The 22,592-nt window shown below is 72.8% G+C and carries 26 protein-coding genes; 8 read left to right on the top strand and 18 right to left on the bottom strand.

The window, feature by feature from the left end:
• Nucleotides 1-131: 131 nt before the first annotated feature.
• From hpt to dacB, 4 genes are all read right to left on the bottom strand, one after another.
• Complete coding sequence (gene hpt, locus AB0K80_RS12075) at nucleotides 132-692, bottom strand: hypoxanthine phosphoribosyltransferase (protein WP_365668585.1); 561 nt, start codon at nucleotides 690-692, stop codon at nucleotides 132-134.
• 65 nt (nucleotides 693-757) lie between these two features.
• Nucleotides 758-1,858: a tRNA lysidine(34) synthetase TilS gene (gene tilS / locus AB0K80_RS12070; protein WP_365668454.1), complete on the bottom strand. Its 1,101-nt coding sequence runs from the start codon at nucleotides 1,856-1,858 to the stop codon at nucleotides 758-760.
• Between the two features lie 192 nt (nucleotides 1,859-2,050).
• The gene (locus AB0K80_RS12065; RefSeq protein ID WP_365668452.1) at nucleotides 2,051-3,184 is read right to left on the bottom strand and encodes a zinc-dependent metalloprotease; all 1,134 of its coding nucleotides are present in this window, start codon (nucleotides 3,182-3,184) and stop codon (nucleotides 2,051-2,053) included.
• A gap of 143 nt (nucleotides 3,185-3,327) precedes the next feature.
• Nucleotides 3,328-4,935 carry a D-alanyl-D-alanine carboxypeptidase/D-alanyl-D-alanine-endopeptidase gene (gene dacB, locus AB0K80_RS12060; protein ID WP_365668450.1) on the bottom strand — a complete coding sequence of 536 codons (1,608 nt, stop codon included), beginning with the start codon at nucleotides 4,933-4,935 and terminating at the stop codon, nucleotides 3,328-3,330.
• A 79-nt stretch (nucleotides 4,936-5,014) separates the two neighbouring features.
• Here dacB and AB0K80_RS12055 point away from each other — a divergent pair, with 79 nt between their 5' ends.
• Both AB0K80_RS12055 and AB0K80_RS12050 read left to right on the top strand, forming a co-directional pair.
• Entirely contained in the window at nucleotides 5,015-5,506 is a 492-nt protein-coding gene (locus AB0K80_RS12055) for an inorganic diphosphatase (protein WP_365668448.1), read from the top strand.
• Nucleotides 5,507-5,654: 148 nt separating this feature from the next.
• A complete protein-coding gene (locus AB0K80_RS12050) occupies nucleotides 5,655-7,358 on the top strand; it encodes a threonine/serine exporter family protein (protein WP_365668446.1) in 1,704 nt (567 codons plus the stop codon).
• Nucleotides 7,359-7,364: 6 nt separating this feature from the next.
• Here AB0K80_RS12050 and AB0K80_RS12045 read toward each other — a convergent pair whose 3' ends face one another.
• From AB0K80_RS12045 to AB0K80_RS12010, 8 genes are all read right to left on the bottom strand, one after another.
• Nucleotides 7,365-8,315, bottom strand: a complete 951-nt coding sequence (locus AB0K80_RS12045) for a VTT domain-containing protein (RefSeq protein WP_365668444.1) — start codon at nucleotides 8,313-8,315, stop codon at nucleotides 7,365-7,367.
• A 232-nt stretch (nucleotides 8,316-8,547) separates the two neighbouring features.
• Entirely contained in the window at nucleotides 8,548-9,309 is a 762-nt protein-coding gene (locus AB0K80_RS12040) for a MerR family transcriptional regulator (protein WP_365668442.1), read from the bottom strand.
• Nucleotides 9,310-9,347: 38 nt separating this feature from the next.
• Nucleotides 9,348-10,241 (bottom strand): methyltransferase domain-containing protein, encoded by an 894-nt coding sequence (locus tag AB0K80_RS12035; RefSeq protein ID WP_365668440.1) that lies wholly within the window; start codon nucleotides 10,239-10,241, stop codon nucleotides 9,348-9,350.
• A gap of 157 nt (nucleotides 10,242-10,398) precedes the next feature.
• Nucleotides 10,399-11,169: an ABC transporter permease gene (locus tag AB0K80_RS12030; protein ID WP_365668438.1), complete on the bottom strand. Its 771-nt coding sequence runs from the start codon at nucleotides 11,167-11,169 to the stop codon at nucleotides 10,399-10,401.
• Nucleotides 11,166-12,131 carry an ATP-binding cassette domain-containing protein gene (locus tag AB0K80_RS12025; protein ID WP_365668436.1) on the bottom strand — a complete coding sequence of 322 codons (966 nt, stop codon included), beginning with the start codon at nucleotides 12,129-12,131 and terminating at the stop codon, nucleotides 11,166-11,168. Before AB0K80_RS12025 ends, AB0K80_RS12030 begins: the two co-directional genes overlap by 4 nt.
• Before the next feature lie 78 nt (nucleotides 12,132-12,209).
• Nucleotides 12,210-12,851, bottom strand: a complete 642-nt coding sequence (locus AB0K80_RS12020; protein WP_365668434.1) for a PadR family transcriptional regulator — start codon at nucleotides 12,849-12,851, stop codon at nucleotides 12,210-12,212.
• Between the two features lie 42 nt (nucleotides 12,852-12,893).
• Nucleotides 12,894-14,354: an aldehyde dehydrogenase family protein gene (locus AB0K80_RS12015; RefSeq protein WP_365668425.1), complete on the bottom strand. Its 1,461-nt coding sequence runs from the start codon at nucleotides 14,352-14,354 to the stop codon at nucleotides 12,894-12,896.
• Nucleotides 14,355-14,445: 91 nt separating this feature from the next.
• The gene (locus AB0K80_RS12010; protein ID WP_365668583.1) at nucleotides 14,446-15,270 is read right to left on the bottom strand and encodes a helix-turn-helix transcriptional regulator; all 825 of its coding nucleotides are present in this window, start codon (nucleotides 15,268-15,270) and stop codon (nucleotides 14,446-14,448) included.
• Nucleotides 15,271-15,632: 362 nt separating this feature from the next.
• Between AB0K80_RS12010 and AB0K80_RS12005 the strand changes: the two genes are divergently transcribed.
• The gene (locus AB0K80_RS12005) at nucleotides 15,633-16,133 is read left to right on the top strand and encodes an ATP-binding protein (protein ID WP_365668423.1); all 501 of its coding nucleotides are present in this window, start codon (nucleotides 15,633-15,635) and stop codon (nucleotides 16,131-16,133) included.
• Between the two features lie 117 nt (nucleotides 16,134-16,250).
• On the opposite strand, the gene AB0K80_RS12000 is transcribed toward AB0K80_RS12005, so the two are convergent.
• The 5 genes from AB0K80_RS12000 to rpmG all read right to left on the bottom strand — a co-directional run bounded on the left by AB0K80_RS12000 (nucleotide 16,251) and on the right by rpmG (nucleotide 18,540).
• Nucleotides 16,251-16,469: a DUF397 domain-containing protein gene (locus tag AB0K80_RS12000; RefSeq protein ID WP_365668581.1), complete on the bottom strand. Its 219-nt coding sequence runs from the start codon at nucleotides 16,467-16,469 to the stop codon at nucleotides 16,251-16,253.
• 270 nt (nucleotides 16,470-16,739) lie between these two features.
• Nucleotides 16,740-16,973, bottom strand: coding sequence for a 30S ribosomal protein S18 (gene rpsR / locus AB0K80_RS11995; protein WP_365668421.1), 234 nt, complete (start codon nucleotides 16,971-16,973; stop codon nucleotides 16,740-16,742).
• 4 nt (nucleotides 16,974-16,977) lie between these two features.
• On the bottom strand, nucleotides 16,978-18,108 hold the full coding sequence (locus AB0K80_RS11990) for a GTP-binding protein (RefSeq protein WP_365668419.1): 1,131 nt from the start codon (nucleotides 18,106-18,108) through the stop codon (nucleotides 16,978-16,980).
• Between the two features lies 1 nt (nucleotide 18,109).
• A complete protein-coding gene (locus tag AB0K80_RS11985; protein WP_365668417.1) occupies nucleotides 18,110-18,367 on the bottom strand; it encodes a type B 50S ribosomal protein L31 in 258 nt (85 codons plus the stop codon).
• 8 nt (nucleotides 18,368-18,375) lie between these two features.
• Nucleotides 18,376-18,540: a 50S ribosomal protein L33 gene (rpmG, locus tag AB0K80_RS11980; RefSeq protein WP_033321692.1), complete on the bottom strand. Its 165-nt coding sequence runs from the start codon at nucleotides 18,538-18,540 to the stop codon at nucleotides 18,376-18,378.
• A gap of 62 nt (nucleotides 18,541-18,602) precedes the next feature.
• Between rpmG and rpmB the strand changes: the two genes are divergently transcribed.
• The 4 genes from rpmB to AB0K80_RS11960 all read left to right on the top strand — a co-directional run bounded on the left by rpmB (nucleotide 18,603) and on the right by AB0K80_RS11960 (nucleotide 21,242).
• A complete protein-coding gene (gene rpmB / locus AB0K80_RS11975; RefSeq protein WP_365668415.1) occupies nucleotides 18,603-18,839 on the top strand; it encodes a 50S ribosomal protein L28 in 237 nt (78 codons plus the stop codon).
• On the top strand, nucleotides 18,839-19,144 hold the full coding sequence (rpsN, locus tag AB0K80_RS11970; RefSeq protein WP_365668413.1) for a 30S ribosomal protein S14: 306 nt from the start codon (nucleotides 18,839-18,841) through the stop codon (nucleotides 19,142-19,144). The genes rpmB and rpsN overlap by 1 nt, the downstream gene beginning before the upstream one ends.
• Before the next feature lie 920 nt (nucleotides 19,145-20,064).
• A complete protein-coding gene (locus tag AB0K80_RS11965; RefSeq protein ID WP_365668412.1) occupies nucleotides 20,065-20,547 on the top strand; it encodes a hypothetical protein in 483 nt (160 codons plus the stop codon).
• A 119-nt stretch (nucleotides 20,548-20,666) separates the two neighbouring features.
• The gene (locus tag AB0K80_RS11960) at nucleotides 20,667-21,242 is read left to right on the top strand and encodes a DUF4232 domain-containing protein (RefSeq protein ID WP_365668410.1); all 576 of its coding nucleotides are present in this window, start codon (nucleotides 20,667-20,669) and stop codon (nucleotides 21,240-21,242) included.
• Nucleotides 21,243-21,263: 21 nt separating this feature from the next.
• Here AB0K80_RS11960 and AB0K80_RS11955 read toward each other — a convergent pair whose 3' ends face one another.
• Nucleotides 21,264-22,379, bottom strand: a complete 1,116-nt coding sequence (locus AB0K80_RS11955) for a DUF2786 domain-containing protein (RefSeq protein ID WP_365668408.1) — start codon at nucleotides 22,377-22,379, stop codon at nucleotides 21,264-21,266.
• Between the two features lie 14 nt (nucleotides 22,380-22,393).
• Here AB0K80_RS11955 and AB0K80_RS11950 point away from each other — a divergent pair.
• Nucleotides 22,394-22,592 (top strand): hypothetical protein (locus tag AB0K80_RS11950; RefSeq protein WP_365668407.1); only part of this gene is annotated, 199 nt, incomplete at its 3' end.

Raw genomic sequence — 22,592 nt, 5'->3', positions numbered from 1 at the left:
GTTCTTCGGACGGTACCCCAGCATTGTCACCTGAAGCCGCGTGGGACGGCTGGCAATCCCGTCTACGCATGCTCCAACGGCGCGGGACCCGCTGGGGTTCCCGATCACCGGTACGACGCCCCGGCGGGGTGTCAGCCGCCGTAGACGTGGGGCGCGAGCGTACCGACGAACGGGAGGTTGCGGTACTTCTCGGCGTAGTCGAGGCCGTAGCCGACGACGAACTCGTTGGGGATGTCGAAGCCGACCCATTCCACGTCGATGGCGACCTTGGCGGCCTCGGGCTTGCGCAGCAGCGTGCACACCTTGAGGGAGGCGGGCTCGCGCGAGCCGAGGTTGGAGATCAGCCAGGACAGGGTCAGGCCGGAGTCGATGATGTCCTCGACGATGAGAACGTGCTTGCCCTTGATGTCGGTGTCGAGGTCCTTGAGGATCCGCACCACACCGGAGGACTGGGTGCCCGCCCCGTACGAGGATACGGCCATCCAGTCCATGGTGACGGGGGTGGACAGCGCCCGGGCGAGGTCGGCCATGACCATGACCGCGCCCTTCAGGACGCCGACGAGCAGCAGGTCCTTGCCCTCGTACTCCGCGTCGATCTTCGCGGCCAGCTCGGCCAGCTTCGCGTCGATCTCTTCCTTGGTGATGAGTACCTGCTTGAGGTCGGCACCCATGTCTTTCGCGTCCACCCGCATCACTTTCGGTCGGTCGTCCCACCGGCTGACCAGCCCCTCCGCGGGGAGCCGGGAGGGGGCACTGTTCAGCCTTGCCGAATCACCAGTCTGCCACCCTGCCGCTGGGCGACGACTTTGCCGGGGAGGTTGATGGCGCCCTGGCCGCGCCAGCCGGTGATGAGCCGGTCGACTTCCTCGATGTGGCGGGCGAACAGCGAGCCGGCCGGGGCGCCGGCCTCGATGGCGGCGCGGCGCAGGATGCGGCGGCGTACGGCGGGCGGCAGCGCGTACAGCTTGGCGCACTCCAGCAGGCCCGCGGCGTCGCGGACGGTGGCCTCGGCCTGCGCGGCCCAGGCATCCAGGGCGTCGGCGTCGTCGCGGGAGAGCTGGGCGGTGCGGGCGAGGGCCTCGACGACGCCCTTGCCGAGGGCCTTCTCCAGGGCGGGCAGGCCTTCGTGCCGCAGGCGGGAGCGGGTGTAGGCGGGGTCGGCGTTGTGCGGGTCGTCCCAGACGGGGAGGGACTGGGCCATGCAGGCCTTGCGGGCGGTCTGCCGGTCCAGCTGGAGGAAGGGGCGCCGGTAGCGGCCGGCGGCCCCCGAGACGGCGGCCATGCCGGACAGGGAGCGGATGCCGGAGCCGCGGGCGAGGCCGAGCAGGACGGTTTCGGCCTGGTCGTCGCGGGTGTGGCCGAGCAGGACGGCGGCGGCGCCGTGGCGTTCGGCGACGGAGTCCAGGGCGGCGTAGCGGGCGTCGCGGGCGGCGGCCTCGGGGCCGCCTTCGCGGCCCACGGTGACGGCGACGGACTCGACCGGGTCGAGGCCGAGTTCGCGCAGCCGCAGGACGACTTCCTCGGCGCGCAGGCCGGAGCCGGGCTGCAGGCCGTGGTCGACGGTGACGCCGCCGGCGCGGATGCCGAGCTTGGGCGCCTCGAAGGCGAGGGCGGAGGCGAGCGCCATGGAGTCGGCGCCGCCGGAGCAGGCCACCAGCACGAGCGGCGGGGACGGGGGGACCGCCCCGTTCGAATCGGTGGAGGGCCGGCCGCCGGTGGGCGCCGTCGTGCGCGCGGGCGCGTGAGCGGGCGCGTACGCGGGATCGCCGCCGGTGGTGCGGCTGTGTTCGGTCAGGATGTCGTGGAGGACGCGGCGGACCGCCAGGCGTATCGCCGCGACCGCAGGATGGGGACCCATGTCCCGTTCCCTTCATGAAGTTGTCGGGGGGTGAGCCCGAGGTCGGTCACGCAGAGTGTGTAGATGGTGACAGAACCGGGCCCTTCCCCGAGCATTGCACGCCTACCCCTCGCTCACGGTCCCTCGGACGGGTGATTGAAGGGGCGTTCGCCTGCCGTCCTCCGGATTCCTTTCACGACCTCGCCACCGGGTTCACGCCTCCGGCCTGCGATGCACCCGCGTGACCCAGTCCGCCGGTTTGGCGATCTCCGACTTGGTGGGCAGGGTGTTCGGGGAGGTCCACACGCGGTTGAAGCCGTCCATGCCGACCTGGTCGACGACGGCCCGCACGAAGCGTTCGCCGTCGCGGTACTGGCGGAGTTTGGCGTCCAGGCCGAGCAGCTTGCGCAGCGCCAGGTCCAGGCGGGAGGCGCCCTTGGCGCGGCGCTGCTGGAACTTCTCGCGGATCTCCGCGACGGAGGGGACGACCGAGGGGCCGACGCCGTCCATCACGAAGTCGGCGTGGCCCTCCAGCAGGGACATCACGGCGGTGAGGCGGCCGAGGATCTCCCGCTGGGCGGGACTTTGGACGAGCTCCACCAGGGAGCGGCCGCCGTCGTCCTCCTCGCCCTCGGGGCGCCCGCCGGCCAGGGACTGGGCGGCCTCGCGGATGCGTTCCAGGACGGTCATGGGGTCGACGTCGGTCTCGGCCAGGAACGCCTGGATCTCCCCCTCCAGGTGGTCGCGCAGCCAGGGCACGGCGGTGAACTGGGTGCGGTGCGTCTCCTCGTGCAGGGCGACCCAGAGGCGGAAGTCGTGGGGGTCGACATCGAGTTCGCGTTCGACGTGCACGATGTTGGGGGCGACGAGCAGCAGCCGGCCGCCGCCGTTCTCGCCGGCCGGGAGTTCCCGGGTGGCCGGTGCGAAGGTCTCGTACTGGCCGAGGACGCGCGAGGCGAGGAAGGACAGCAGCATCCCCAGTTCGACGCCGGTGACCTTGCCGCCGACGGCGCCGAGGACCGCGCCGCCGGGGGAACTGCCGCGCCGCTCCTGCATCTTCTCCAGCAGCGGCCGCAGGATCTCCCGGAATCCGGCGACGTTGGCCCGGATCCAGCCCGGCCGGTCGACGACGAGGACCGGGGTGTCGTGGCCCTCCTCGGTGGCCAGACCAGTGAAGCCCCGGACGTGTTCCTCCGAGGCCTTGGCGTGCCGGCGCAGCTCCGCGACGACGGCGCGGGCCTCGTCGCGGCTGACGTCGGGGCCCGGCCGCACGAGCCGGGTCGCGGTCGCGACCGCGAGATTCCAGTCGACCATGCCGGATGAGGCAGCACCACCGATGCTCGTCATGTGTCAACCGTACGTGAGCGCCGCCGCTGGGGGCAGGGCGTGCGGCCGGGCGGGGTCCGGGGCGGTGCCGGGTGCCCGGCGCCGTCGCCGGCGGCCCCGGTCGCCCCGGCCGCACCCACTGCCCGCGGCCGGGGGCGCAGGACCTACCGGCAGCCGCACCCCGCCAGCGCCGTCGCCGCCTTGTCCAGGGTCGTCTGGGCCGTGGCGGCGCTGGTCGTGTCCGAGGTCAGGAAGGCGAACGCCAGGAGGCGGCCGTTGCGGTCGACCACCGTGCCCGCCAGGGCGTTCACGCCCGTGAGGGTGCCGGTCTTGGCGCGTACCACGCCGGCCGCGCCGTCGGTGTAGCGGCTCGCCAGGGTGCCGGTGAAGCCGGCCACGGGCAGGCCGGTCAGGACGGGCCGCAGGTCCGGATGGCGGGGGTCGGCCGCGGTCACCAGCAGGGCCGTGAGGAGGTCGGGGGTCAGCCGGTCGGCGCGGTCGAGGCCGCTGCCGTCCTTGAACGCGGCGCCCTTGAGGGGCAGGCCCAGTTTCGTCAGCTGGGCCGCGATCGCCTCACCCGCGCCGGCGAAGTCGGCCCGCTTGCCGATGGCGAGCGCGGTCTGGCGGGCGAGGGCCTCGGCGAGGTCGTTGTCGCTGTGCGTGAGCATGCGCTCGACCAGGGCGGACAGGGGCGGTGAGGAGACCGTCGCGAGGGTCTGCGCGCGGGTGGTCGCTTTGGAGGGGCCGGGGGCCTTCGCGAGGATGCCGCGCTCCTTCAGAAGGCCGCCGAAGGTGCGGGCCGCGTCGGCCGGCGGGTCCGGGACCCGGGTGGCCGGACCGCTGGTGGAGTCGTCCGTACGGCCCTCGTCGGTCATCAGGGCGGTGACGGGGGCGAGGTTGGTGTTGACCCCGATCGGGTGCGTTTCGGGGCCCGTGTAGAGGGTCTTGTCGTACGAGAGGGTGACCTCGCGGATGCCGCGCTGGGCGAGTGCGGCCGCCGTCCGGTCGGCCAGCTCGGTGAGGCTCGCGGACCCGCCGGCCGGTGCGCGGGCCGTGAGGGTGGGGTCGCCGCCGCCGACCAGGACGACCTCGTTGGTGTCGGGCTCCAGCACGGCGCGGGTGGTGAGGCGGTGGTCCGCGCCCAGGGCCGACAGGACCGCCACCGCGGTGGCGATCTTCGTGGTGGAGGCGGGGGTGAGCGCGGTACCGGGCCCGGTGCCGTACAGGCGCCTGCCGGTGGCCACGTCGACCACCGCGACGGCCTGGCGGCCGCCCAGCGCCGGCGACTTCAGCAGCGGGCCCAGGACGTCCGCGAGGGCCTTGCCGTCCGGGGCGGCCCGCACGGCATCGGCGCGCCCGCCGAGGCCGGTGAGCACGGCGGGCGCGCTGGGGGCCGGGCGCGGGGGCGCGGGGGCGGGCGTACCGGCGTGATCTGTGCCACGCGCGCGTTCCTGCGCCGCGGCCCAGTCCCGCTCGGCCTTACGCTGACCCGAGTCGTCCCAGGGGCCGGCGGCGGTGACCACTGCGGCGGCCAGCGCCAGTCCGGCGGTGGCGGCTCCCGCGGTGTACTGCCAGGTCCGCCTCGCCTGCGGGGTCCGCGGCCGCGCGGCCCGCGCGAGCCGTCCGGCCCGGGGTCCGGCGGCCGCCGCGGCCCGGGCCAGGTGCGGTCGTACGCTGTCCGCGGCCCGTGCCAGACGGGGTCGTACGGCCTGCGCGAGCCGCACCACGTGCGGTCTCGCGGCGCGCCAAGGCCTCAGTTCTGGCACGACCACCAGCCCCTTTCGCGATCACACACCTGCGTGAGGGACACTTAACCACCAGAACTATGTGCTGATCATGGAGGAGCCACCGGTGGAGTTCGACGTCACGATCGAGATCCCGAAGGGTTCGCGCAACAAGTACGAGGTGGACCACGAGACGGGTCGGATCCGCCTGGACCGGCACCTCTTCACCTCGACGGTCTATCCGGCCGACTACGGCTTCATCGAGGGCACCCTCGGTGAGGACGGCGACCCGCTGGACGCGCTGGTCATCCTGGACGAGCCCACCTTCCCGGGCGTCCTGGTCAAGTGCCGCGCCGTCGGCATGTTCCGGATGCGCGACGAGGCCGGCGGCGACGACAAGGTGCTGTGCGTGCCGGCGTCCGACCCGCGCATGGAGCACCTGCGTGACATCCACCACGTCGCCGAGTTCGACCGCCTGGAGATCCAGCACTTCTTCGAGGTCTACAAGGACCTGGAGCCGGGCAAGTCGGTCGAGGGCGCCAACTGGGTGGGCCGCACGGACGCCGAGGCCGAGATCGAGCGGTCGTACAAGCGCTTCAAGGAGCAGGGCGGTCACTGAGACCCCCAGGTCACTTCGGACCCCAGAGGCCTGAGGAGTGCGGACGGGTCGCACGCGTACGCGTGCGGCCCGTTCGTCCGTCTGTGCGCATACTGGCTCTTTCGGGTACTGAGGCTTACGGGCAGTGTCGTACAGGGAGCGCTACGCAGTGACGGACGCGGAGGACCGCAAGCCGCAGTCGGACGAGGCGAGGAGCACCTACCCGCCCCTGCCGCGCGCCGGGATCGCGGCGCCGGCCGACAGCGAGTCGTCGACGACGTCCGAGTTCGCCGTCCCGGAGGGGCTCGCCCCGCCCCGCGCCGGTTCGGAGTCCGAGGCGACGTCGGAGTTCGCGATCCCCGAGGGGCTCGACGTGCCGGGGCCGCCGGCCGCCGAGCCGGAGGGGTCGGCGTTCAGCCCGCCGAGCACGTACAGCGCCCGCAACGCCCCGCCGGCGTTCACCCCGGCGAGCGGTGTCCCCGTGGTCAGCCTGACCAAGGACGTGCCCTGGCAGGACCGGATGCGCACGATGCTGCGGCTGCCGGTGGCCGAGCGGCCGGCGCCCGAGCGGGTGCAGAAGGTCGAGGACGAGGGGCCCGCGGTCCCGCGCGTGCTCGACCTGACGCTGCGGATCGGCGAACTGCTGCTGGCGGGCGGGGAGGGCGCCGAGGACGTGGAGGCGGCGATGTTCGCCGTGTGCCGGTCCTACGGCCTGGACCGGTGCGAGCCCAACGTCACCTTCACGCTGCTGTCGATCTCGTACCAGCCGTCCCTGGTGGACGACCCGGTGACGGCCTCGCGGACGGTGCGCCGCCGGGGCACCGACTACACGCGGCTGGCGGCCGTGTTCCGGCTGGTGGACGACATCAGCGACGACGAGACGCAGGTCTCCCTGGAGGAGGCCTACCGGCGGCTCGCGGAGATCCGCCGCAACCGGCACCCCTATCCCGGCTGGGCGCTGACCACGGCGAGCGGGCTGCTCGCGGGCGCGGCGTCCGTGCTGGTCGGCGGTGACGTGGTCGTGTTCGTCGCGGCCATGCTGGGCGCGATGCTCGGCGACCGGCTGGCGTGGCTGTGCGCGGGGCGCGGGCTGCCGGAGTTCTACCAGTTCACGGTGGCCGCGATGCCGCCGGCCGCGATCGGGGTCGCGCTGACCCTGGCGCACGTGGAGATGAAGGCGTCCGCCGTGATCACCGGTGGGCTGTTCGCGCTGCTGCCCGGGCGGGCCCTGGTGGCGGCCGTCCAGGACGGGCTGACCGGCTTCTACATCACGGCCTCGGCACGTCTGCTGGAGGTCGTGTACTTCGTCGTGGGCATCGTCGCCGGGGTGCTGGTGGTGCTGTACTTCGGTGTGCAGTTGGGCGCCAAGCTCAACCCGGACGCGGCGCTCGGCAGCGCCGACGAGCCGCTCGTGCAGATCGGCGCGTCGATGCTGCTGTCGCTGACCTTCGCGGTGCTGCTGCAGCAGGAGCGGTCCACCGTGGTGTGGGTGACGCTGAACGGCGGTGTGGCCTGGGTGGTGTACGGCGCGATGCACGACGCCGGGAACATCTCGCCGGTGGCCTCCACGGCGGTGGCGGCGGGCGTCGTCGGCCTGTTCGGGCAGTTGCTGTCGCGGTACCGGTTCGCCTCGGCACTGCCCTTCACCACGGCGGCGATCGGGCCCCTGCTGCCGGGTTCCGCGACGTACTTCGGGCTGCTGGCGCTGGCGCAGAACGAGGTCGACACGGGGCTGGTGTTCCTCACCCAGGCGGTGGCGCTGGCGATGGCCATCGCGATCGGTGTCAACCTCGGTTCGGAGATCTCCCGGATGTTCCTGCGGATCGGGTCCGCGGAGAAGCGGCGGGCGGCGAAGCGGACCCGGGGGTTCTAGCGCGGCTCAGTAACCGGGGTTGCGGGGGTACTGGCCGCCCTGCTGGTAGTCCTGCTGGTAGTCCTGCGGGTGATCCTGCGGGTAGCCGTAGCCCTGGTCCTGGTCCGGGTGCCGGGACTGGTTCTGGTGCTGGGGGTACTGGCCGTAGTACTGCTGGTCGTAGCCGCCCTGGTGGCCGTACGGGTGCTGCTGGGGGTGCTGCTGCTGCGGGTGCTGCTGCTGGGGCTGCTGCTGCGGCGGCTGCTGGGTGGGGGTGATGCGGCGGAGCTGGGTGGTCGCGTCGTCCATCACCGGGGGGTGGGGCTGCTGCGCGGCTGCCGGGGCCTGGGCGGCGGCGCGCTTCTTCTTGCCCCGCTCGCGCAGGTACTCGATGAGGATCGGCACCACGGAGACGAGGACGATCAGCACCAGGATCGCCTCGACGTTCTTCTTGATGAAGTGGATCTGGCCCAGCCAGTAGCCCGCGACGGTGACGCCCGTGCCCCAGGCGACGCCGCCGATGACGTTGTACGTGAGGAACGTGCGGTACTTCATGCGGCCGGCGCCCGCCACGATGGGGGCGAAGGTGCGCACGATCGGCACGAAGCGGGCCAGGACGATCGCCTTGGGCCCGTACTTCTCCATGAACTCGTGGGCCTTGTCCAGGTTCTCCTGTTTGAAGAGCTTGGAGTTGGGCCGGCTGAAGAGCTTCGGTCCGAGGAACTTGCCGATCATGTAGCCGACTTGGTCGCCCAGAACGGCGGCGAGCACGATCAGCGCGCACACCAGCCACAGCGGCTGGCTGATGTAGTTCCCCTCGGCCACGAACAGGCCGGCCGTGAACAGCAGGGAGTCGCCGGGCAGGAAGGCGAACAGCCCCGACTCCGCGAAGACGATCAGGAGGATGCCGGGGAGGCTGAACGTCGAGATCAGGTAGTCCGGGCTGAGCCACTCGGGGCCGAGCGCAAGCGTGGTCACGGGGATGTGGCTCCTGCTGCTGGGGGGACGGGCTGGGGCTGGCTGCCCAAATTATCAACGTGGGCACGGGCTCCCAGGTTCCACGGGGGTACCCAGGATGCCCTGTGGCCCCGCTGGGGCAAAGCCGGGAGCCCTGCCGTGCGGTCCCCGCACAGCGGTGGCACGGGCCGTGGCGCGGTGCGTGCGGCACGGCCGTGGTCCCGGCCCGGGAGCAGGGCTCCCGGGCCAGGGGTCACGAGGTGTGGCGGGCGGCGTTGGCCAGGATCGCCTCGCGCTGGTAGGCCGCGAGGCCCGGCCTGGCCTTGTCGATGTTCCGCGTGAACCGCTCGTCGGTGACGTACATCTCGCCGAGGCAGGTGTGCATCTCGTACCCGCAGTCGTAGTGGTTGCGGGAGATCCACTGGCGGTGCTCCTCGGCGGCGTCCATGGCGGCCTCGGAGCCGGCGGGTTCGCCGGCCTCCATCAGGGCGACGAAGCGCTGCGTGATCTCGTCGCCCTCGCGCTGGATGCGCTGCCAGTCCTCCTTGGTGTAGGTGGCGGCGCGCTGCTGGGACTGCCGGTAGGCGTCCGTGTCGCCCCAGCGCTCGCGCACCTCGTCCTCGTACTGGTCCGGGTCATGGTCCCCGAACACCTCGAACTTCTCCTCAGGCGTGAGGTTGATGCCCATCTTGCGTGCCTCCATGGCGTGCTCCACGGCCGCGGCCATCTTCTGCAGCTTCTCGATCCGGGCGGTCAGCAGGTCGTGCTGGCGGCGCAGGTGTGCGCGCGGGTCCGCGTTCGGATCGTCGAGCAGGGCCGCGACCTCCTCGAGCGGGAAGCCGAGCTCTCGGTAGAACAGGATCTGCTGCAGCCGGTCGAGGTCGGCCTCGGTGTAGCGCCGGTGGCCCGCGTGGCTGCGCTCGCCGGGGACGAGCAGGCCGATGGCGTCGTAGTGGTGCAGCGTGCGCACCGTGACGCCGGCGAAACCGGCGACCTGTCCCACGGAGTAGTTCACTTCCGCTCCCTTCTCGGTACGCACTCCACGGTGGGGCCTCACGTCGCGTGAGGTGCAAGCCCGTTTTCCTCCCCGCCACGGTGCGGCCGGTAGGCGGTGGCCAGGACGGAGACGGTGACCCGGCCGGGCAGCAGGCCGTCACCGGTCAGGTCCGCGCCGGTCACGTGGTGCGCGCTCGGGGTCATCGCCAGCAGGTCGCGGACCTGCGGGCCGGTCAGGGACACCGGGTACTCGACCTGTTCGGTGACGGCGGCCCGGAAGAAGGGGGCCAGCGCCCGGTGCAGGCGCTGTTCCTTGTGCGGGTCGACGGTGACCATCGCCGGGATCCGGCCGCGCAGCTCGGCCAGGTGCCGTGCGGTGGGACGGACCACGACCAGCCGGCCCGCCGGGCGCAGCACACGGTGGAACTCGGCCGGGTTGCGCGGGGCGAACACGTCCAGCACGACGTCGGCCACCGCGTCGGCCAGCGGGAACGGCCGGAAGACGTCCCAGGTGGCCGCGGCGGCCCGGTCATGGGCGCGGGCCGCCGAGCGCAGGGCGCGTACCGAGGTGTCCAGCCCCAGGCCGCGGGCGGCGGGCAGCCGGTCGAGCACGCCGGACAGGTAGTAGCCCGTGCCGCACCCGGCGTCCAGGACCGTGCCGCCGCGCTGGGGCACGGCGCCGGCCGCGAGGCGGGCGACGGTCCGGCGCAGCGGTTCGTAGGTTCCGGTGGCCAGGAAGCGGTCCCGGGCGCGGGCCATGGCCGCGTCGTCACCGCTGGTGGCGCGGGTGCCGGTCAGCAGGCCGGCGTAGCCGTGGCGGGCGATGTCGAAGGTGTGGCCGGCCGTACAGCGCAGGGCGCCGCGGTCGGCGCGCAGGCGGCGCGTGCGGCACGCCGGGCAGCGCAGCAGGTCGAGGAAGGGTCGCAGGGCGGGGGGAAGCAACACGGGCACGAGCACTCCTGGGGGTGGGAAACGGACACACCGAGGAGGGCGACGCCGTCCGGCGCCGCCCTCGGCGTGCTCCGCTCACAGGAAGCAGCAGTGCGGGGTGCTCATGAAGGCCACACCGCGAGTCTACGAACCCCGCACCGGCCCCGCGTGCCCCGCCCTAACGGCTCAGCCTCGCGAACCGCCGTACCGCCAGCGGGAAGAACACCGCGAGCAGTGCCAACGGCCACAGGACGGCGGCCCCCGCGTGCCCGGAGTGGCCGGCCGGGCCGAACAGCTCCCGTACGGCCGTGGCCGTGTGGGACATCGGGTTCCACTCGACGATCGTGCCCAGCCAGCCGGGCATGGACCGGGGTGTCGCCAGGGCGTTGGACAGGAAGCCGACCGGCCAGACGAGGATCTGCACGGCCTGCACCAGCTCGGGCCGGCCGGCCACCAGCGCCAGGTGGATGCCGACCCACAGCATCGCGAACCTGAAGAGCAGCAGCAGGCCCACGGCGTGCAGGAAGGCCGCGAAGCCGCCCTGCGCGCGCCAGCCCAGGGTGTACGCGACGGCGGTGAGAACGGCCACGGCCAGCACCGACTGGAGCATGTCGGCGGCGGAACGGCCCACCAGGACCGCGCCGTTGGCCATGGGCATGGAGCGGAAGCGGTCGATGACGCCCTTGCCGAGGTCCTGGGTGACGGCGAGCATCGTGCCCTCCAGGCCGAAGGCCATGGTGAGCGCGAGCATCCCGGGGACCAGGTAGTCGAGGTAGTCGCCGGTCACGCCCCGCCCGCCGCCGACCAGGTAGCCGAACATCAGCAGCAGCATCACGGGGAAGACCAGGCCGACGACGACCTGCGCGGGCCGCCGTCCCCAGCGGGCGAGTTCGCGGCGGGTCATGGTCCAGGAGTCGGTCAGGGCGTACGCGTACGCGTGCGTGCTCATGCTCGTGCGGGCTCCTTCGCTCGGTGGTCCTCTCCGGTGAGGTGCAGGAACACCTCGTCCAGCGTCGGGCGGCGCAGGGCGACGTCCTCCGCCTCGATCCCGGCCTCCTGAAGGGCCCGTACGACCCCGGAGAGCGCTGCCATCCGGTCGGTGACCGGGGCGCTGAGGAGGCGGCGGTCGGGGTCGGCGGTGACCCCGTCGAGCGGCAGCAGGGCGACGGCCGCCCCGAGGTGACCGGCGTCCCTGAGCACCACGTCGATGCGGTCGCCGCCGGTCGCCGCCTTCAGCTCGTCCGCCGTGCCGTCGGCGATGACCCGGCCGGCGTCGACGACCGAGATGCGGTCGGCGAGCTGGTCGGCCTCCTCCAGATACTGGGTGGTGAGCAGGACCGTCGTACCGCCGCCGACCAGGGAGCGGACCGAGTCCCACACCTCGGCGCGGCCGCGGGGGTCGAGGCCGGTGGTCGGCTCGTCCAGGAACAGCACCTCCGGTTCGGTGATGAGGGACGCGGCGAGGTCCAGCCGGCGCCGCATGCCGCCGCTGTAGGCGCGGACGGGCTTGTGGCCGGTGTCCGCGAGGCCGAAGCGCTCCAGGAGCTCGGCGGCACGCGCGCGTGCCCGCCGGGCGCCCAGGTGGTACAGGCGGCCGAACAGTTCCAGGTTCTGCCGGCCGCCGAGCTCCTCGTCGAGGGCCGCGTGCTGGCCGAGCAGGCCGATGCGCTGCCGTACGGCGTACGCCTCGCGCACCACGTCGTGCCCGGCCACCTCCACCCGGCCCGCGTCGGGCCGCAGCAGGGTGGACAGGATCCGGACCAGGGTGGTCTTGCCCGCGCCGTTCGGGCCGAGCACCCCGTGCACCGTGCCGCGCGCGACCGTCAGGTCGAGCCCGTCCAGTGCGGGGGTGCTCTTCTTGCCGCCGTAGTGCTTGCGTGCGCCTTCGACGGTGATCGCCGGGTCGGCCACAGCTCACTCCCTCGCTAGTTAGTCAAATTTGACTACCGCGTCGAAGGTATCCCCGCGCCCGCCATTCGTCAAACTTGATTAGTGCGCGTCCCCGGGATGCCGCTCACCCGTCGCGTAGGGGTTCTCCTGGCCGTCGGCCAGGACGCCGACGAACGGCTCGCCCTCGCCGGCGAAGGTGTAGGCGCCGCCCTCGATCCGCTCGATCAGGCCCCGGGTCCACTCGGCCTCGGAGTCGGCCGTGTGGACCCACATGTGCATGATCTCCCCGATGTGCCCGAGCTGTTCGGGCCCGTCCTCGGGCACGTAGTCCTTCAGGACCGCCGACCGCCACTCCTCGATGCGCCGGACGCGCTCCTTTAGCAGCGTCACCGCCTCGGACCTGGGCAGGTCGACGAGGAAGCCGACGGCCGCCGTCTTGACGTCACCGCGCTGGTCGTACGTGGTCAGCGCCTCGCGGAGCAGGGCGAAGTACTCCTCGGTGCCCTTCTCGGTCAGCTCGTACTCGGTGCGCGGGGGCCCGCCGGCCGTGGACGGGGCGATCTCGTGCGCGTGCAGCAGCCCCTGCTTCGCCATCTGCTTCAGGGCGTGGTAGATCGAGCCGGGCTTGGCGGTGGACCACTCGTGCGCGCCCCAGTACTCCAGGTCGTTGCGCACCTGGTAGCCGTGAGCCCGCCCGTGCATGCGGACCGCGCCGAGCACGAGGAGACGGATCGCTGACATGGGGCCAGCGTAGGACCCGCGGGCAGCCCCGGGACCGCCGCCCTAGAACGGGAAGCCGCTCCGGCCGTGCTGCACCGAGATCCACTTCACCGTGGTGAAGGAGTCCAGCATCGTGTCGCCGTTCAGCCGGCCGATGCCCGAGTGCTTCTCGCCGCCGAAGGGGACGATCGGCTCGTCGTGCACGGTGCCGTCGTTCACGTGGAACATGCCGGTGTCGATCCGCTTGGCGAACGCCACGCCCCGCTCGACGTTCCCGGTGTGCACGGCACCGCTCAGACCGTACGGGGTGTCGTTGACCAGGCGTACGGCCTCGTCCTCGCCGTCGAAGGGGATGACGAAGGCGACCGGGCCGAACACCTCCTGCCGCAGCAGCGGGGAGCCGGCGGGCACGCCGGTCAGGACGGACGGCTCGAGGAGGTTGTCGGTCCGGCCCCCGCGCACCAGGGCCGTGGCGCCCTCGGCGAGCGCCTGCTCGACGACGGCCGAGACGGCGTCCGCCTGTGAGGAGTTGATGAGCGGGCCGATCACGGTCTGCGGGTCGCGCGGGTCGCCGGCCTTGAGCGTCTTCACCTTGGCGACGAACTTCTCGGTGAACGCGTCCGCGACCGCACGGTCCACCAGGACGCGGTTGGCGGCCATGCAGACCTGGCCCTGGTGGACGTACCGGCTGAAGACGGCCGCGTCGACCGCGTAGTCCAGGTCGGCGTCGTCGAGGACCACCAGCGCGCTGTTGCCGCCCAGTTCGAGCACCGAGCGCTTGAAGTGGGCGGCGCAGACGGTGGCGACGTGGCGGCCGACCTTGTCGGAGCCGGTGAAGGAGATCACCTTCGGGACCGGGTGTTCGAGGAAGGCGTCGCCTATCTCGGCGATGTCGGTGATGACGACGTTCAGCAGGCCGGCGGGCAGCCCCGCGTCCTCGAAGATCTTCGCGACCAGGGAGCCGCCGACGATCGGCGTGTTCTGGTGCGGCTTGAGGACCACGCCGTTGCCGAGCGCGAGGGCCGGGGCGACCGACTTGATCGACAGCAGGAAGGGGAAGTTGAACGGGCTGATGACGCCCACGACACCGACCGGCACGCGGTAGACGCGGTTCTCCTTGCCGTCCACCGGCGAGGGGATGATCCGGCCCTCGGGGGCGAGCGCGAGGTGGACCGCCTCACGCAGAAACTCCTTGGCGAGGTGCAGTTCGAAGGCGGCCTTCAGACGGGTGCCGCCGAGCTCGGCGATGATCGCCTCGCTGATCTCCGCCTCGCGCTCCTCGATCAGCCGCAGCGCCTTGTCGAACACCGCCCGGCGGACGTACGGGTTGGTCGCCGCCCACTGCCGCTGCGCCCGCTCGGCCGCCCGGTACGCCTGGTCGATCTCGTCGACGGTGGCGATGGTGATGGACGCCAGCTTCTCGTCGTCGTACGGGTTGAAGTCGATGATGTCCCAGGAGCCGGTACCCGGGCGCCACTCACCGTCGATGTACTGCTGAGCCAGGTCGGTGAAGTACGACGACATGTGATCCCTCAATCCCTTGCGATCCGGCACGCTGCCGCGGCAGAGCGAGGACCGACATCACGGTCTGATCACACGTCATCGTACTTGTGTTTCAAGTGAGTTGGAGGAGACCTCGGAGAAGATCCCGACTCTCCGAGGGGCCCGGACTGTCCTGCTGGAGCTCCTTGAGCGCCTTCTCGTACTGGGCCACGTCCTCGGCCTTGTCGAGGTAGAGGGCGCTGGTGAGCTGCTCCAGGTAGACCACGTCCGACAGGTCGGACTCGGGGAAGCTGAGGATGGTGAACGCGCCGGACTCACCGGAGTGGCCGCCGAAGCTGAACGGCATGACCTGCAGCCGCACGTTGGGCCGCTCCGACATCTCGATCAGGTGCTGGAGCTGGCCGCGCATCACCTCGCGGTCGCCGTACGGGCGGCGCAGGGCGGCCTCGTCGAGGATGACGTGGAACTCGGGAGCGTTCTCGGCGACCAGGTACTTCTGCCGCTCCAGGCGCAGCGTCACGCGCTTTTCGACGTCGGCCTCGCTCGCGCCCTTCATCCCGCGCCGCACGACCGCCCGCGCGTACTCCTCGGTCTGCAGCAGCCCGTGCACGAACTGCACCTCGTAGGCCCGGATCAGCGAGGCCGCGCCCTCCAGGCCCACGTACGTCGGGAACCAGCTGGGCAGCACGTCGGAGTAACTGTGCCACCAGCCCGCGACGTTGGCCTCTCTGGCGAGGGAGAGCAGGGAGGCGCGCTCCTGCTCGTCCGTGATGCCGTACAGCGTCAGCAGGTCCTCCACGTCCCTCGTCTTGAAGCTCACCCGGCCCAGCTCCATCCGGCTGATCTTCGACTCCGAGGCGCGGATGGAGTACCCCGCGGCCTCCCGCGTGATCCCCCGCGCCTCACGCAGACGCCTGAGTTGTGATCCGAGCAGCATGCGCCGCACCACCGATCCCGGCTCTCCCGCGCTCACGTTCGCCAGCCTCCCCAACGTGTTCAGGGGCCGAAGTCTGCCACTAAAACACTTCGAGCAGTACTCGTCCGGTTACGGAAACGGAATTGAGACAGCCGGTCCGTGCGGCCGGGGACGGGCCAGGGGGTCGCCAGACGCAAGAAAACGGCGAGAGGAGTGCGAGAACAGGTCGGGAAGATGACGGAAAAATTGGCCAAGAAGCGGTACGGGAAGGTCCATTTCGGTCACGTGCACGTGCATCTGCCCTTGCATCTGCCCTACGCATCCGAAACCATGGTCCCGCACCACCGCATCGCTTCGGCCGCGAACTCCCGGGAGTGCCTCGCATGGGGACGAATGGATCGACCATGCTCGAGCCTTTACGGCAGGGCCTTCCGCCGCTGGATCCCGCGGCCGTGTCCGACGCCGCATCCTGCGCCCTTCCCGCCCGCTACGAAGCGGTGCGCGAGGCCCGGCAGTTCACCCGCAGAACCCTCGACCAGTGGGAGCTGGGCGACCGTTTCGACGATGTGTGCCTGGTGGTCTCCGAGCTGGTCACCAACGCCCTGCGGCACGCGCTGCCGGCCGGCACCCCGCGCGGGCCGGAGCAGGACCCGCCGGTGCGGCTGCACCTGATGCGCTGGACGGAGCGGCTGGTGTGCGCGGTGCGCGATCCCAGCAACGACAGCCCCGTCGCCCGGGATTCGGACGACTTCTCGGCCGAGTCGGGGCGGGGACTGTTCCTGGTCGACTCGTTCAGCGACAGCTGGGGCTGGCACCCGCTCGCGGGCGCGCTCAGCGGCAAGGTGGTCTGGGCGCTGTTCCGGCTGCCGCGCAACGCCGGGTGAGGCGGGGCGGCGCCTTTTCACGCGGGTTTTCTACGCGTGTTGCGGCACCCTGCGTCTACGCGCGTTGAGCCGCGTGGCCGACATCCCGTGCGCGGCGGGTCAGCCCCGCCGCGGGTGTCAGCCCGCGATCAGGTGGTCGAACTCGCCGTCCTTGACGCCGAGCAGCATCGCCTCGATCTCCGCGCGGGTGTACACCAGCGCGGGGCCGTCGGGGAAGCGGGAGTTGCGCACGGCCACGTCCCCTCCGGGCAGGCGGGCGAACTCCACGCAGGAGCCCTGCGAGTTGCTGTGCCGGCTCTTCTGCCAGGCGACGCCGTGCAGTTTCGTGGCCGCCATGCCGTTGTAGTACACGTCGTGGTCCACAGGTCGCTCCCCGGTGGTGCACTGGCTGGTGTGGCCATTGATGCAGTGGTCAACTGACCCGGATCATAGCTCTGTTCATGTGCAGCTGCATGAGCAGATGCACGTGCACGGGGGGTGGTCCTGCGGTTACAGCCGTGACGACCGCTCCACCAAGCCCTCTGCCTGTTGGACGCCCGCGCCCGGAAAGGCGTTCCAGGATTTCGGCACCTGTTCGGGGAGGGCTTGGTCGCGGCGGGCGCGGGGTCAGCGGCTGGAGTACGGCAGCAGCGCCATCTCCCGGGCGTTCTTGATGGCCTTGGCCAGCTGCCGCTGCTGCTGGGACGTCACGCGGGTGACCCGGCGGCTGCGGATCTTGCCCCGGTCGGAGATGAACTTCCGCAGCAAGTCGGTGTCCTTGTAGTCGATGTAGGTGATGCCGGCCTGGTCCAGGGGGTTGGGCCGCGTCCTGGCGGGCTTGCGGTCGGTCTTGCGGGGCATGGGGTCAGACCTCCAGGAGGGTGTCGAAGGCGTGCGGCAGCCGCTGCCAGGCGTCGCGCCCGGCGGCGTACTCGGCGTCGGTGAGCAGGCAGGACTCCAGGAGCCGCTGGAGTCCGTCGCGGTCCAGGCCGGGGGACGTGAAGACCAGGTGCTGGCAGCGGTCGCCGTGTTCGGGGTGCCAGTCGAGCGCGGCGGCGGCGCGGCGCACCGGCGGGACCATCTCCCAGGCGGCGTCCGGCAGGGCGGCGAGCCACGGCCCCGCGCTCTCCACGCACAGGGCGCCTCCGGCCGCGTCCCAGTGGAACAGCGTGTCGGGCTTGTCGGCGAGCCAGAACCGGCCCCGGCTGCGGGCGGCGGCGCAGGTCAGGTCCTCCAGGGCCGCGTAGAGCCGCTCGGGGTGGAAGGGGCGGCGGCGGTGCCAGACGAGGGTGGCGACGCCGTGCGCGTCGGCCTCGGCGGGCAGCAGGGCGCAGGCCGGGTGCTGGGCGGCGGCCGCGGCCTCCACGTCGAAGCCGGCCAGGGCGGCGCCCGCCAGGTCACCGTGGCCGATCGGGACCTGGCGGGCCGTCGGGTGGAGCTGGGCGAGCAGCTCGCGGTCCTCGTCGTCGGCCTCCTCGGAGTCGGCGACGGCCAGGACGGGGGCGTACTCCAGCTGGCGCGCGAAGGTGTCGGCGACCGTGCGCTGGTCGGTGGCGGCTGCGGCGAGACCGCCGTCCGCGAGGTCGTCGCCGTTGCCGAGGTACGGCAGGACGAGGGCCGGGTCCACGGCGGTGATCACGCCGGTGACGGTGAGCCCGCCGGAGGTGACGACCTCGGCCATCGCCTTCGGCTCGACCGAGTCCCACAGCTCGACGATCGCGAGCCGCGTGCCGCCGGCGTCCCGCAGCCGCACCAGCTCCGGGACCAGGTCCTCGCGCAGGGCGCAGCAGGCGCAGTCGTTGACCAGGGGCGTCTCACCCGTGTCGAGCACGCCGGTGGCGTCCCTCACGGTGCGTACGACCGTGCCCGCGGCGGCCGTCGCCAGGTCGTGGTGGAGGACGACGCTGCCGGGCACCTGGGCGAGCAGCCGCTGGACGGCCGCCCTGCGGGCGTCGGCGTGCAGGCCGCCGACGATCACGACGGAGAGCTCGGGCACCTCAGCCCTTCTTTCCGTAGCGGCGCTCGAAGCGCTCCACGCGGCCGGCGGTGTCCAGGACCCGGGCGGTGCCGGTGTAGAAGGGGTGGCTGACGTTGGAGATCTCGACGTCGACGACCGGGTAGGTGTTGCCGTCCTCCCACTCGACGGTCTTGCCGGTGGGCACCCCGGCGAGGGTCGAGCGGGTGAGGAAGGCGTGGTTCGCGGCGCGGTCGCGGAAGACGACGGGGCCGTACTCCGGGTGGATTCCCTGGCGCATGGCGGTCCTCAGCGCTCCTCTCGGAAGTCGACGTGGCGGCCCACGACCGGGTCGTACTTGCGCAGGGTCAGCCGGTCCGGGTCGTTGCGGCGGTTCTTGCGGGTGACGTACGTGAAGCCGGTTCCGGCGGTGGACCGGAGTTTGATGACCGGGCGGAGTTCGTTGCGTGCCATGCCGCTATGCTACTGAAAATGAATTCCATTTACACACCTGCCGAAGAGAGGTGCATCACCCCTTGTCCGCGCACTGCATGCTGACCGGCGCACAGCCCGCGTTCGGCAACACGATCTCCCACTCCCACCGGCGGACCTCCCGCCGCTTCGACCCCAACATCCAGACCAAGCGGTACTGGCTGCCGAGCGAGGGGCGGTACGTACGGCTGAGGCTGAGCGCCAGGGCGATCAAGACCGTCGACGCGATCGGCGTCGAGGCGGCCGTGGCCCGGATCCGCGCGCGGGGAGTGAAGGTCTGATGGCGAAGAAGAGCAAGATCGCGAAGAACGAGAAGCGGCAGGAGATCGTCGCGCGGTACGCCGCGCGCCGGGCCGAGCTGAAGGAGATCATCCGCCGGCCGTCCTCCACGGACGCCGAGCGGCTCGCCGCCCAGGCGGAGCTGCGCAGGCAACCGCGCGACGCGAGCGCCACGCGCGTACGCAACCGGGACCAGGTGGACGGGCGCCCGCGCGGGTACTTCCGGGCGTTCGGGCTGTCCCGGGTGAGTCTGCGGGAGCAGGCGCATGCGGGGTATCTGCCGGGGGTGCGGAAGTCGTCCTGGTAGGACGGGGTCGGGTGTGGGTGGGGGGTGGCTGGTGGGGGTGCTTGGGGGGCTTGGCCGGTAGGCCCGGTGGCGGGACCCGCGTGAGGGGGCCGTGGGCCCGGCGGCACCCGGTGTGGGGGGGCCGTGGGCCCGGCGGCGGCACGCGCGTGTGGGCCGTGGGCCCGGCGGCACCCGGTGTGGGGGGCCGTTGGCCCAGCGGCGGCACGCGCGTGTGGGCCGTGGGCCCGGCGGCGGACGCGTGTGGAGGTTGGCCGGCAGGCCCGGCGGCACCCCCGTGGGGGGTTGGCCAGCAGGCCCGGCGGCGGCACGCGCGTGTGGGCCGTGGGCCGACGGCGGCACCTCCGTGGGGGGTGGCCGGGGCCCGGCGGCGGCACCCGTGTGGGGGGTGGCCGGGGCCCGGCGGCGGCACGCGCGTGTGGGCCGTGGGCCGACGGCGGCACCTCCGTGGGGGGTGGCCGGGGCCCGGCGGCGGCACCCGTGTGGGGGGCCGGGGGTGGATCGCACGTGCTGGCCTTTGCCCTGGCGCGGGACCCACGCGTGTGTGTCTCGCCATCGGCGGGGATCCGCGCGTGTGTGCTCTTCGGCTCGGACGCATGCGTGCGGTTCATCGCCCCGGTGGGGAACACGCGCGCGTACCCCACACCCACCAGCCGGGACCCGCGCGGCTCAGTGACGGACTGGCACCCGGCTCGCCAGGGCGGAGGGTCAGTGTCTGCGGTCCGCCCGCGCCCCGCACGCCCCCGGCGGGGACACACGCCCCCTTCGCCCCCCTGGGCAGGGGCCCCACAACGCGTAGCTTCGCCCCGGGCAGGGAGCGCGTGAGCCGCTGCCCGGGGCGAAGCCACGCACGCCGCTGGGGGGCTTGACCCGTGCTGGTAGCTTGCTGCGGTCCGGTCGGTGCACATCCCTTGGGGGCTGCGGTGTTCCTCTCGCGTTCCTCCGGCTCCTGGTGTGCCGCGCTCGCCGTGGCCGGTGCGCTCGTGCTGACCGCGTGCAGCGGTGGCGGCTCCACGGCCGGCCCCCGCCCGTCCGTGACGACCAGCCCGGACACCGCGGGCAGTACGGGTGACCCCAGCGCGTCCCCGGCCGGGCCGCTGGAGGGCAGTTGGCTGGCCACCACCAAGGGCAAGGCTGTGGCCCTGATCGTCACCGGCCGGCAGGCCGCGCTCTTCGCGACCGGCGGCACCCTGTGCAGCGGGACCACCGGCAAGAAGGCCGGGGTGCGGGTGATCCACCTGAAGTGCGCGGAGGGCGGCAAGGACCGGACGACCGGCACGGTCGACTCCGTGACGAAGGCCTCGCTCAAGGTGACCTGGCAGGGCGGCGCCGGTACCGAGACGTACACCAAGGCCGAGGGCGGCGAGCTGCCGTCCGGTCTGCCGACGGCGCCCCCCGGGTCGTAGTCCGGCGCGTCGGCGGGCGGGGGTGGCAACCGGGACGTGCCCTCGTGCGTGATGATCCTTGCGTCGGGCTCCGTTCCCGGCATCGCAGGCTTACGACGTCCACACCCCCGAGGATCCCCATGCGCTCCCTTCCGACCGCCCTCACCACCGCCACCGCCGCCCTGGCCGCCGCCCTCCTGCTCACCGCCTGCGACGCCGGGGGCAGCGACGCCAAGGGCACGGACAGCAGCACGGGCAGTGCCGCGAGCTCCGGAACCGGAACGGACAAGGCGGCGGGCTCGGCCTGCTCGGTCGACGGCCTGGGCGTGGAGGTGGCGTCGGGCACCGCGCCGGCCGCCGGGGACACCGGCACCGTCACCGTGACCCTCACCAACCACGGCGCCCCCTGCACCCTGGACGGCTTCCCCAAGGTCGACCTCGTCGCCGGGAGCACCTCGGCCGCCGTCCCCGCGGACCCGGCCGCCAAGGCGCAGCGGCTCACCCTCGCCAAGGACGGCTCCACGGCCTTCACGATCACGTACGTCCGCGGCGAGGAGGGCGGGAGCAAGAGCCTGGCCGTGCGGACGGCGCGGTTCCAGCTGCCCGGCGGCACCGGCACGCACGACCTGTCGTGGTCGTACGGCGCTGTCGCGCTGAAGGGCGGCGCGGGGGAGCCGGACGCCTCCGTGAGCTCCTTCCAGCCCGCGGGCGACTGACGCGGCGCCGGCCCGCACGCCTCAGTCGAGCGGCGGGCGGGCCCTGACCTGGGCGCGGTCCGCCGCCCGCGCGCCCTCGGTCCAGCCCGCCGCGTCCCGCGCACCGCGCAGCCGGGTCGTGGTGGTCTGCGGGAACAGGCGCTCCAGGCGGTCGGTGACGGCGACGTCGCGGGAGGCGAGAACCGGCAGGAGCTCGTCGGTCACCTGGGTCTCGGCGGCGGCCCGGAGGCGGGTGCCGATCCGGTGGGCGTAGGCGGCGAGGAAGGACTGCCGGAAGGTCTTGGTGCGTTTGCGGCCCCCGGCGCGCTGGGCCGCCTCCGCCCGCGTCATCGCCGTGGTGGCCTGCACGAGCAGCGAGGTGTAGAGGAGTTCGACGGCCTCCAGGTCGGCCGCGAAGCCGACGATCGTGGAGAAGCCGAGGGGTTCGTTCCACACCGCGCGGCAGTGGTTGGCGGTGGCGACCGCGTCCAGCAGGACCGCCTTGGCCTGCTCGTACGGCGGTTCCACACCGATCCGGCAGGCGGCCGGGCTCTCCGGTGCCGGGGCCCGGGCGGCGAGCAGCGCCTCGTCGACGCTGTGCCGGGCCATCAGCTCCTGCGCCTTGGCGCTCAGCGCCTCCGCCTCCTCCGGGAACCCGGTCGCCTCCGCCTTGGCCAGCAGCGCGCGGATGCGGGTGAGCATGCGGGACCCGGTCCCCCGCGGGCCCGGTGCCGGCTCCCCCAGGGGTTCTTCGAGGGGTTCGAGGGCGGGCAGCCGCAGCAGCAGCCGGTACAGCTCCAGTACGGCGGTGGCGTGGGAGAAGCGGTCGGTGCGGGGCGGGGGCTCAGCGGGCAGCTCGTCCAGCTGGGCGCGCCAGCGGGGGCCGCGGGGGCCGTCGTGCGCCGCCTGGGCGCGGATCAGCGCCGCGGCCAGGTGTACGTGGGGCTCCTCCAGCTCGCGCCGCACGATCCGTACGACGTCCGCCGGCTGCCAGCCGCGCCGCCAGGCCGCCGCCACGAACTCCTCGCCGCGCCGGGCGAGCTCGGCGTCCGCCGCCGGATCCGACGCGAGCAGCGAGGCGCCGGTGTCCAGGGCGGTGTCGGCGGTGTCGTACAGGGCGGCTGCGAAGGCGCGGTCGACGGTGGAGGGCGTACTCACGAGCCGATGGTGTCATGCGCCCACGGGCGTGTGTCCGGCAGCGGCCGGGCGTGGGGTCGTACGCGCGCGTGGCCGGGCAGCGGCCGGGCGTCGGGGCGTACGCGCGCATGGCCGGGCAGCGGCCCGGCGTCTGGCCGTACGCGCGTGTGGTCGGGCAGCCGCCCGGCGTCAGGCCGTACGCGCGCGTGGCCGGGCAGCCGCCCGGCACCAAGC

The sequence above is a fragment of the Streptomyces sp. NPDC052682 genome, from assembly GCF_040678435.1.
Classification (GTDB): Bacteria; Actinomycetota; Actinomycetes; order Streptomycetales; family Streptomycetaceae; genus Streptomyces.
The sequence above is the reverse complement of the archived record's forward strand: the minus strand, read 5'-3'. Positions and strand labels throughout refer to the sequence as shown.

Excerpts from the sequence above, each read along its gene's own strand:
- AB0K80_RS12030 (WP_365668438.1), bottom strand. The coding sequence starts at position 11,169 with ATGAGCACGCACGCGTACGCGTACGCCCTGACCGACTCCTGGACCATG.
- tilS (WP_365668454.1), bottom strand. The coding sequence starts at position 1,858 with ATGGGTCCCCATCCTGCGGTCGCGGCGATACGCCTGGCGGTCCGCCGC.
- AB0K80_RS11960 (WP_365668410.1), top strand. The coding sequence starts at position 20,667 with ATGCGCTCCCTTCCGACCGCCCTCACCACCGCCACCGCCGCCCTGGCC.
- AB0K80_RS12015 (WP_365668425.1), bottom strand. The coding sequence starts at position 14,354 with ATGTCGTCGTACTTCACCGACCTGGCTCAGCAGTACATCGACGGTGAG.
- AB0K80_RS12000 (WP_365668581.1), bottom strand. The coding sequence starts at position 16,469 with ATGGCGGCCACGAAACTGCACGGCGTCGCCTGGCAGAAGAGCCGGCAC.
- AB0K80_RS12010 (WP_365668583.1), bottom strand. The coding sequence starts at position 15,270 with ATGCTGCTCGGATCACAACTCAGGCGTCTGCGTGAGGCGCGGGGGATC.
- AB0K80_RS12005 (WP_365668423.1), top strand. The coding sequence starts at position 15,633 with ATGGGGACGAATGGATCGACCATGCTCGAGCCTTTACGGCAGGGCCTT.
- AB0K80_RS11985 (WP_365668417.1), bottom strand. The coding sequence starts at position 18,367 with ATGCGCCAGGGAATCCACCCGGAGTACGGCCCCGTCGTCTTCCGCGAC.
- AB0K80_RS12065 (WP_365668452.1), bottom strand. The coding sequence starts at position 3,184 with ATGACGAGCATCGGTGGTGCTGCCTCATCCGGCATGGTCGACTGGAAT.
- rpmG (WP_033321692.1), bottom strand. The coding sequence starts at position 18,540 with ATGGCACGCAACGAACTCCGCCCGGTCATCAAACTCCGGTCCACCGCC.
- rpsN (WP_365668413.1), top strand. The coding sequence starts at position 18,839 with ATGGCGAAGAAGAGCAAGATCGCGAAGAACGAGAAGCGGCAGGAGATC.
- rpsR (WP_365668421.1), bottom strand. The coding sequence starts at position 16,973 with ATGCCCCGCAAGACCGACCGCAAGCCCGCCAGGACGCGGCCCAACCCC.
- AB0K80_RS12020 (WP_365668434.1), bottom strand. The coding sequence starts at position 12,851 with ATGTCAGCGATCCGTCTCCTCGTGCTCGGCGCGGTCCGCATGCACGGG.
- hpt (WP_365668585.1), bottom strand. The coding sequence starts at position 692 with ATGCGGGTGGACGCGAAAGACATGGGTGCCGACCTCAAGCAGGTACTC.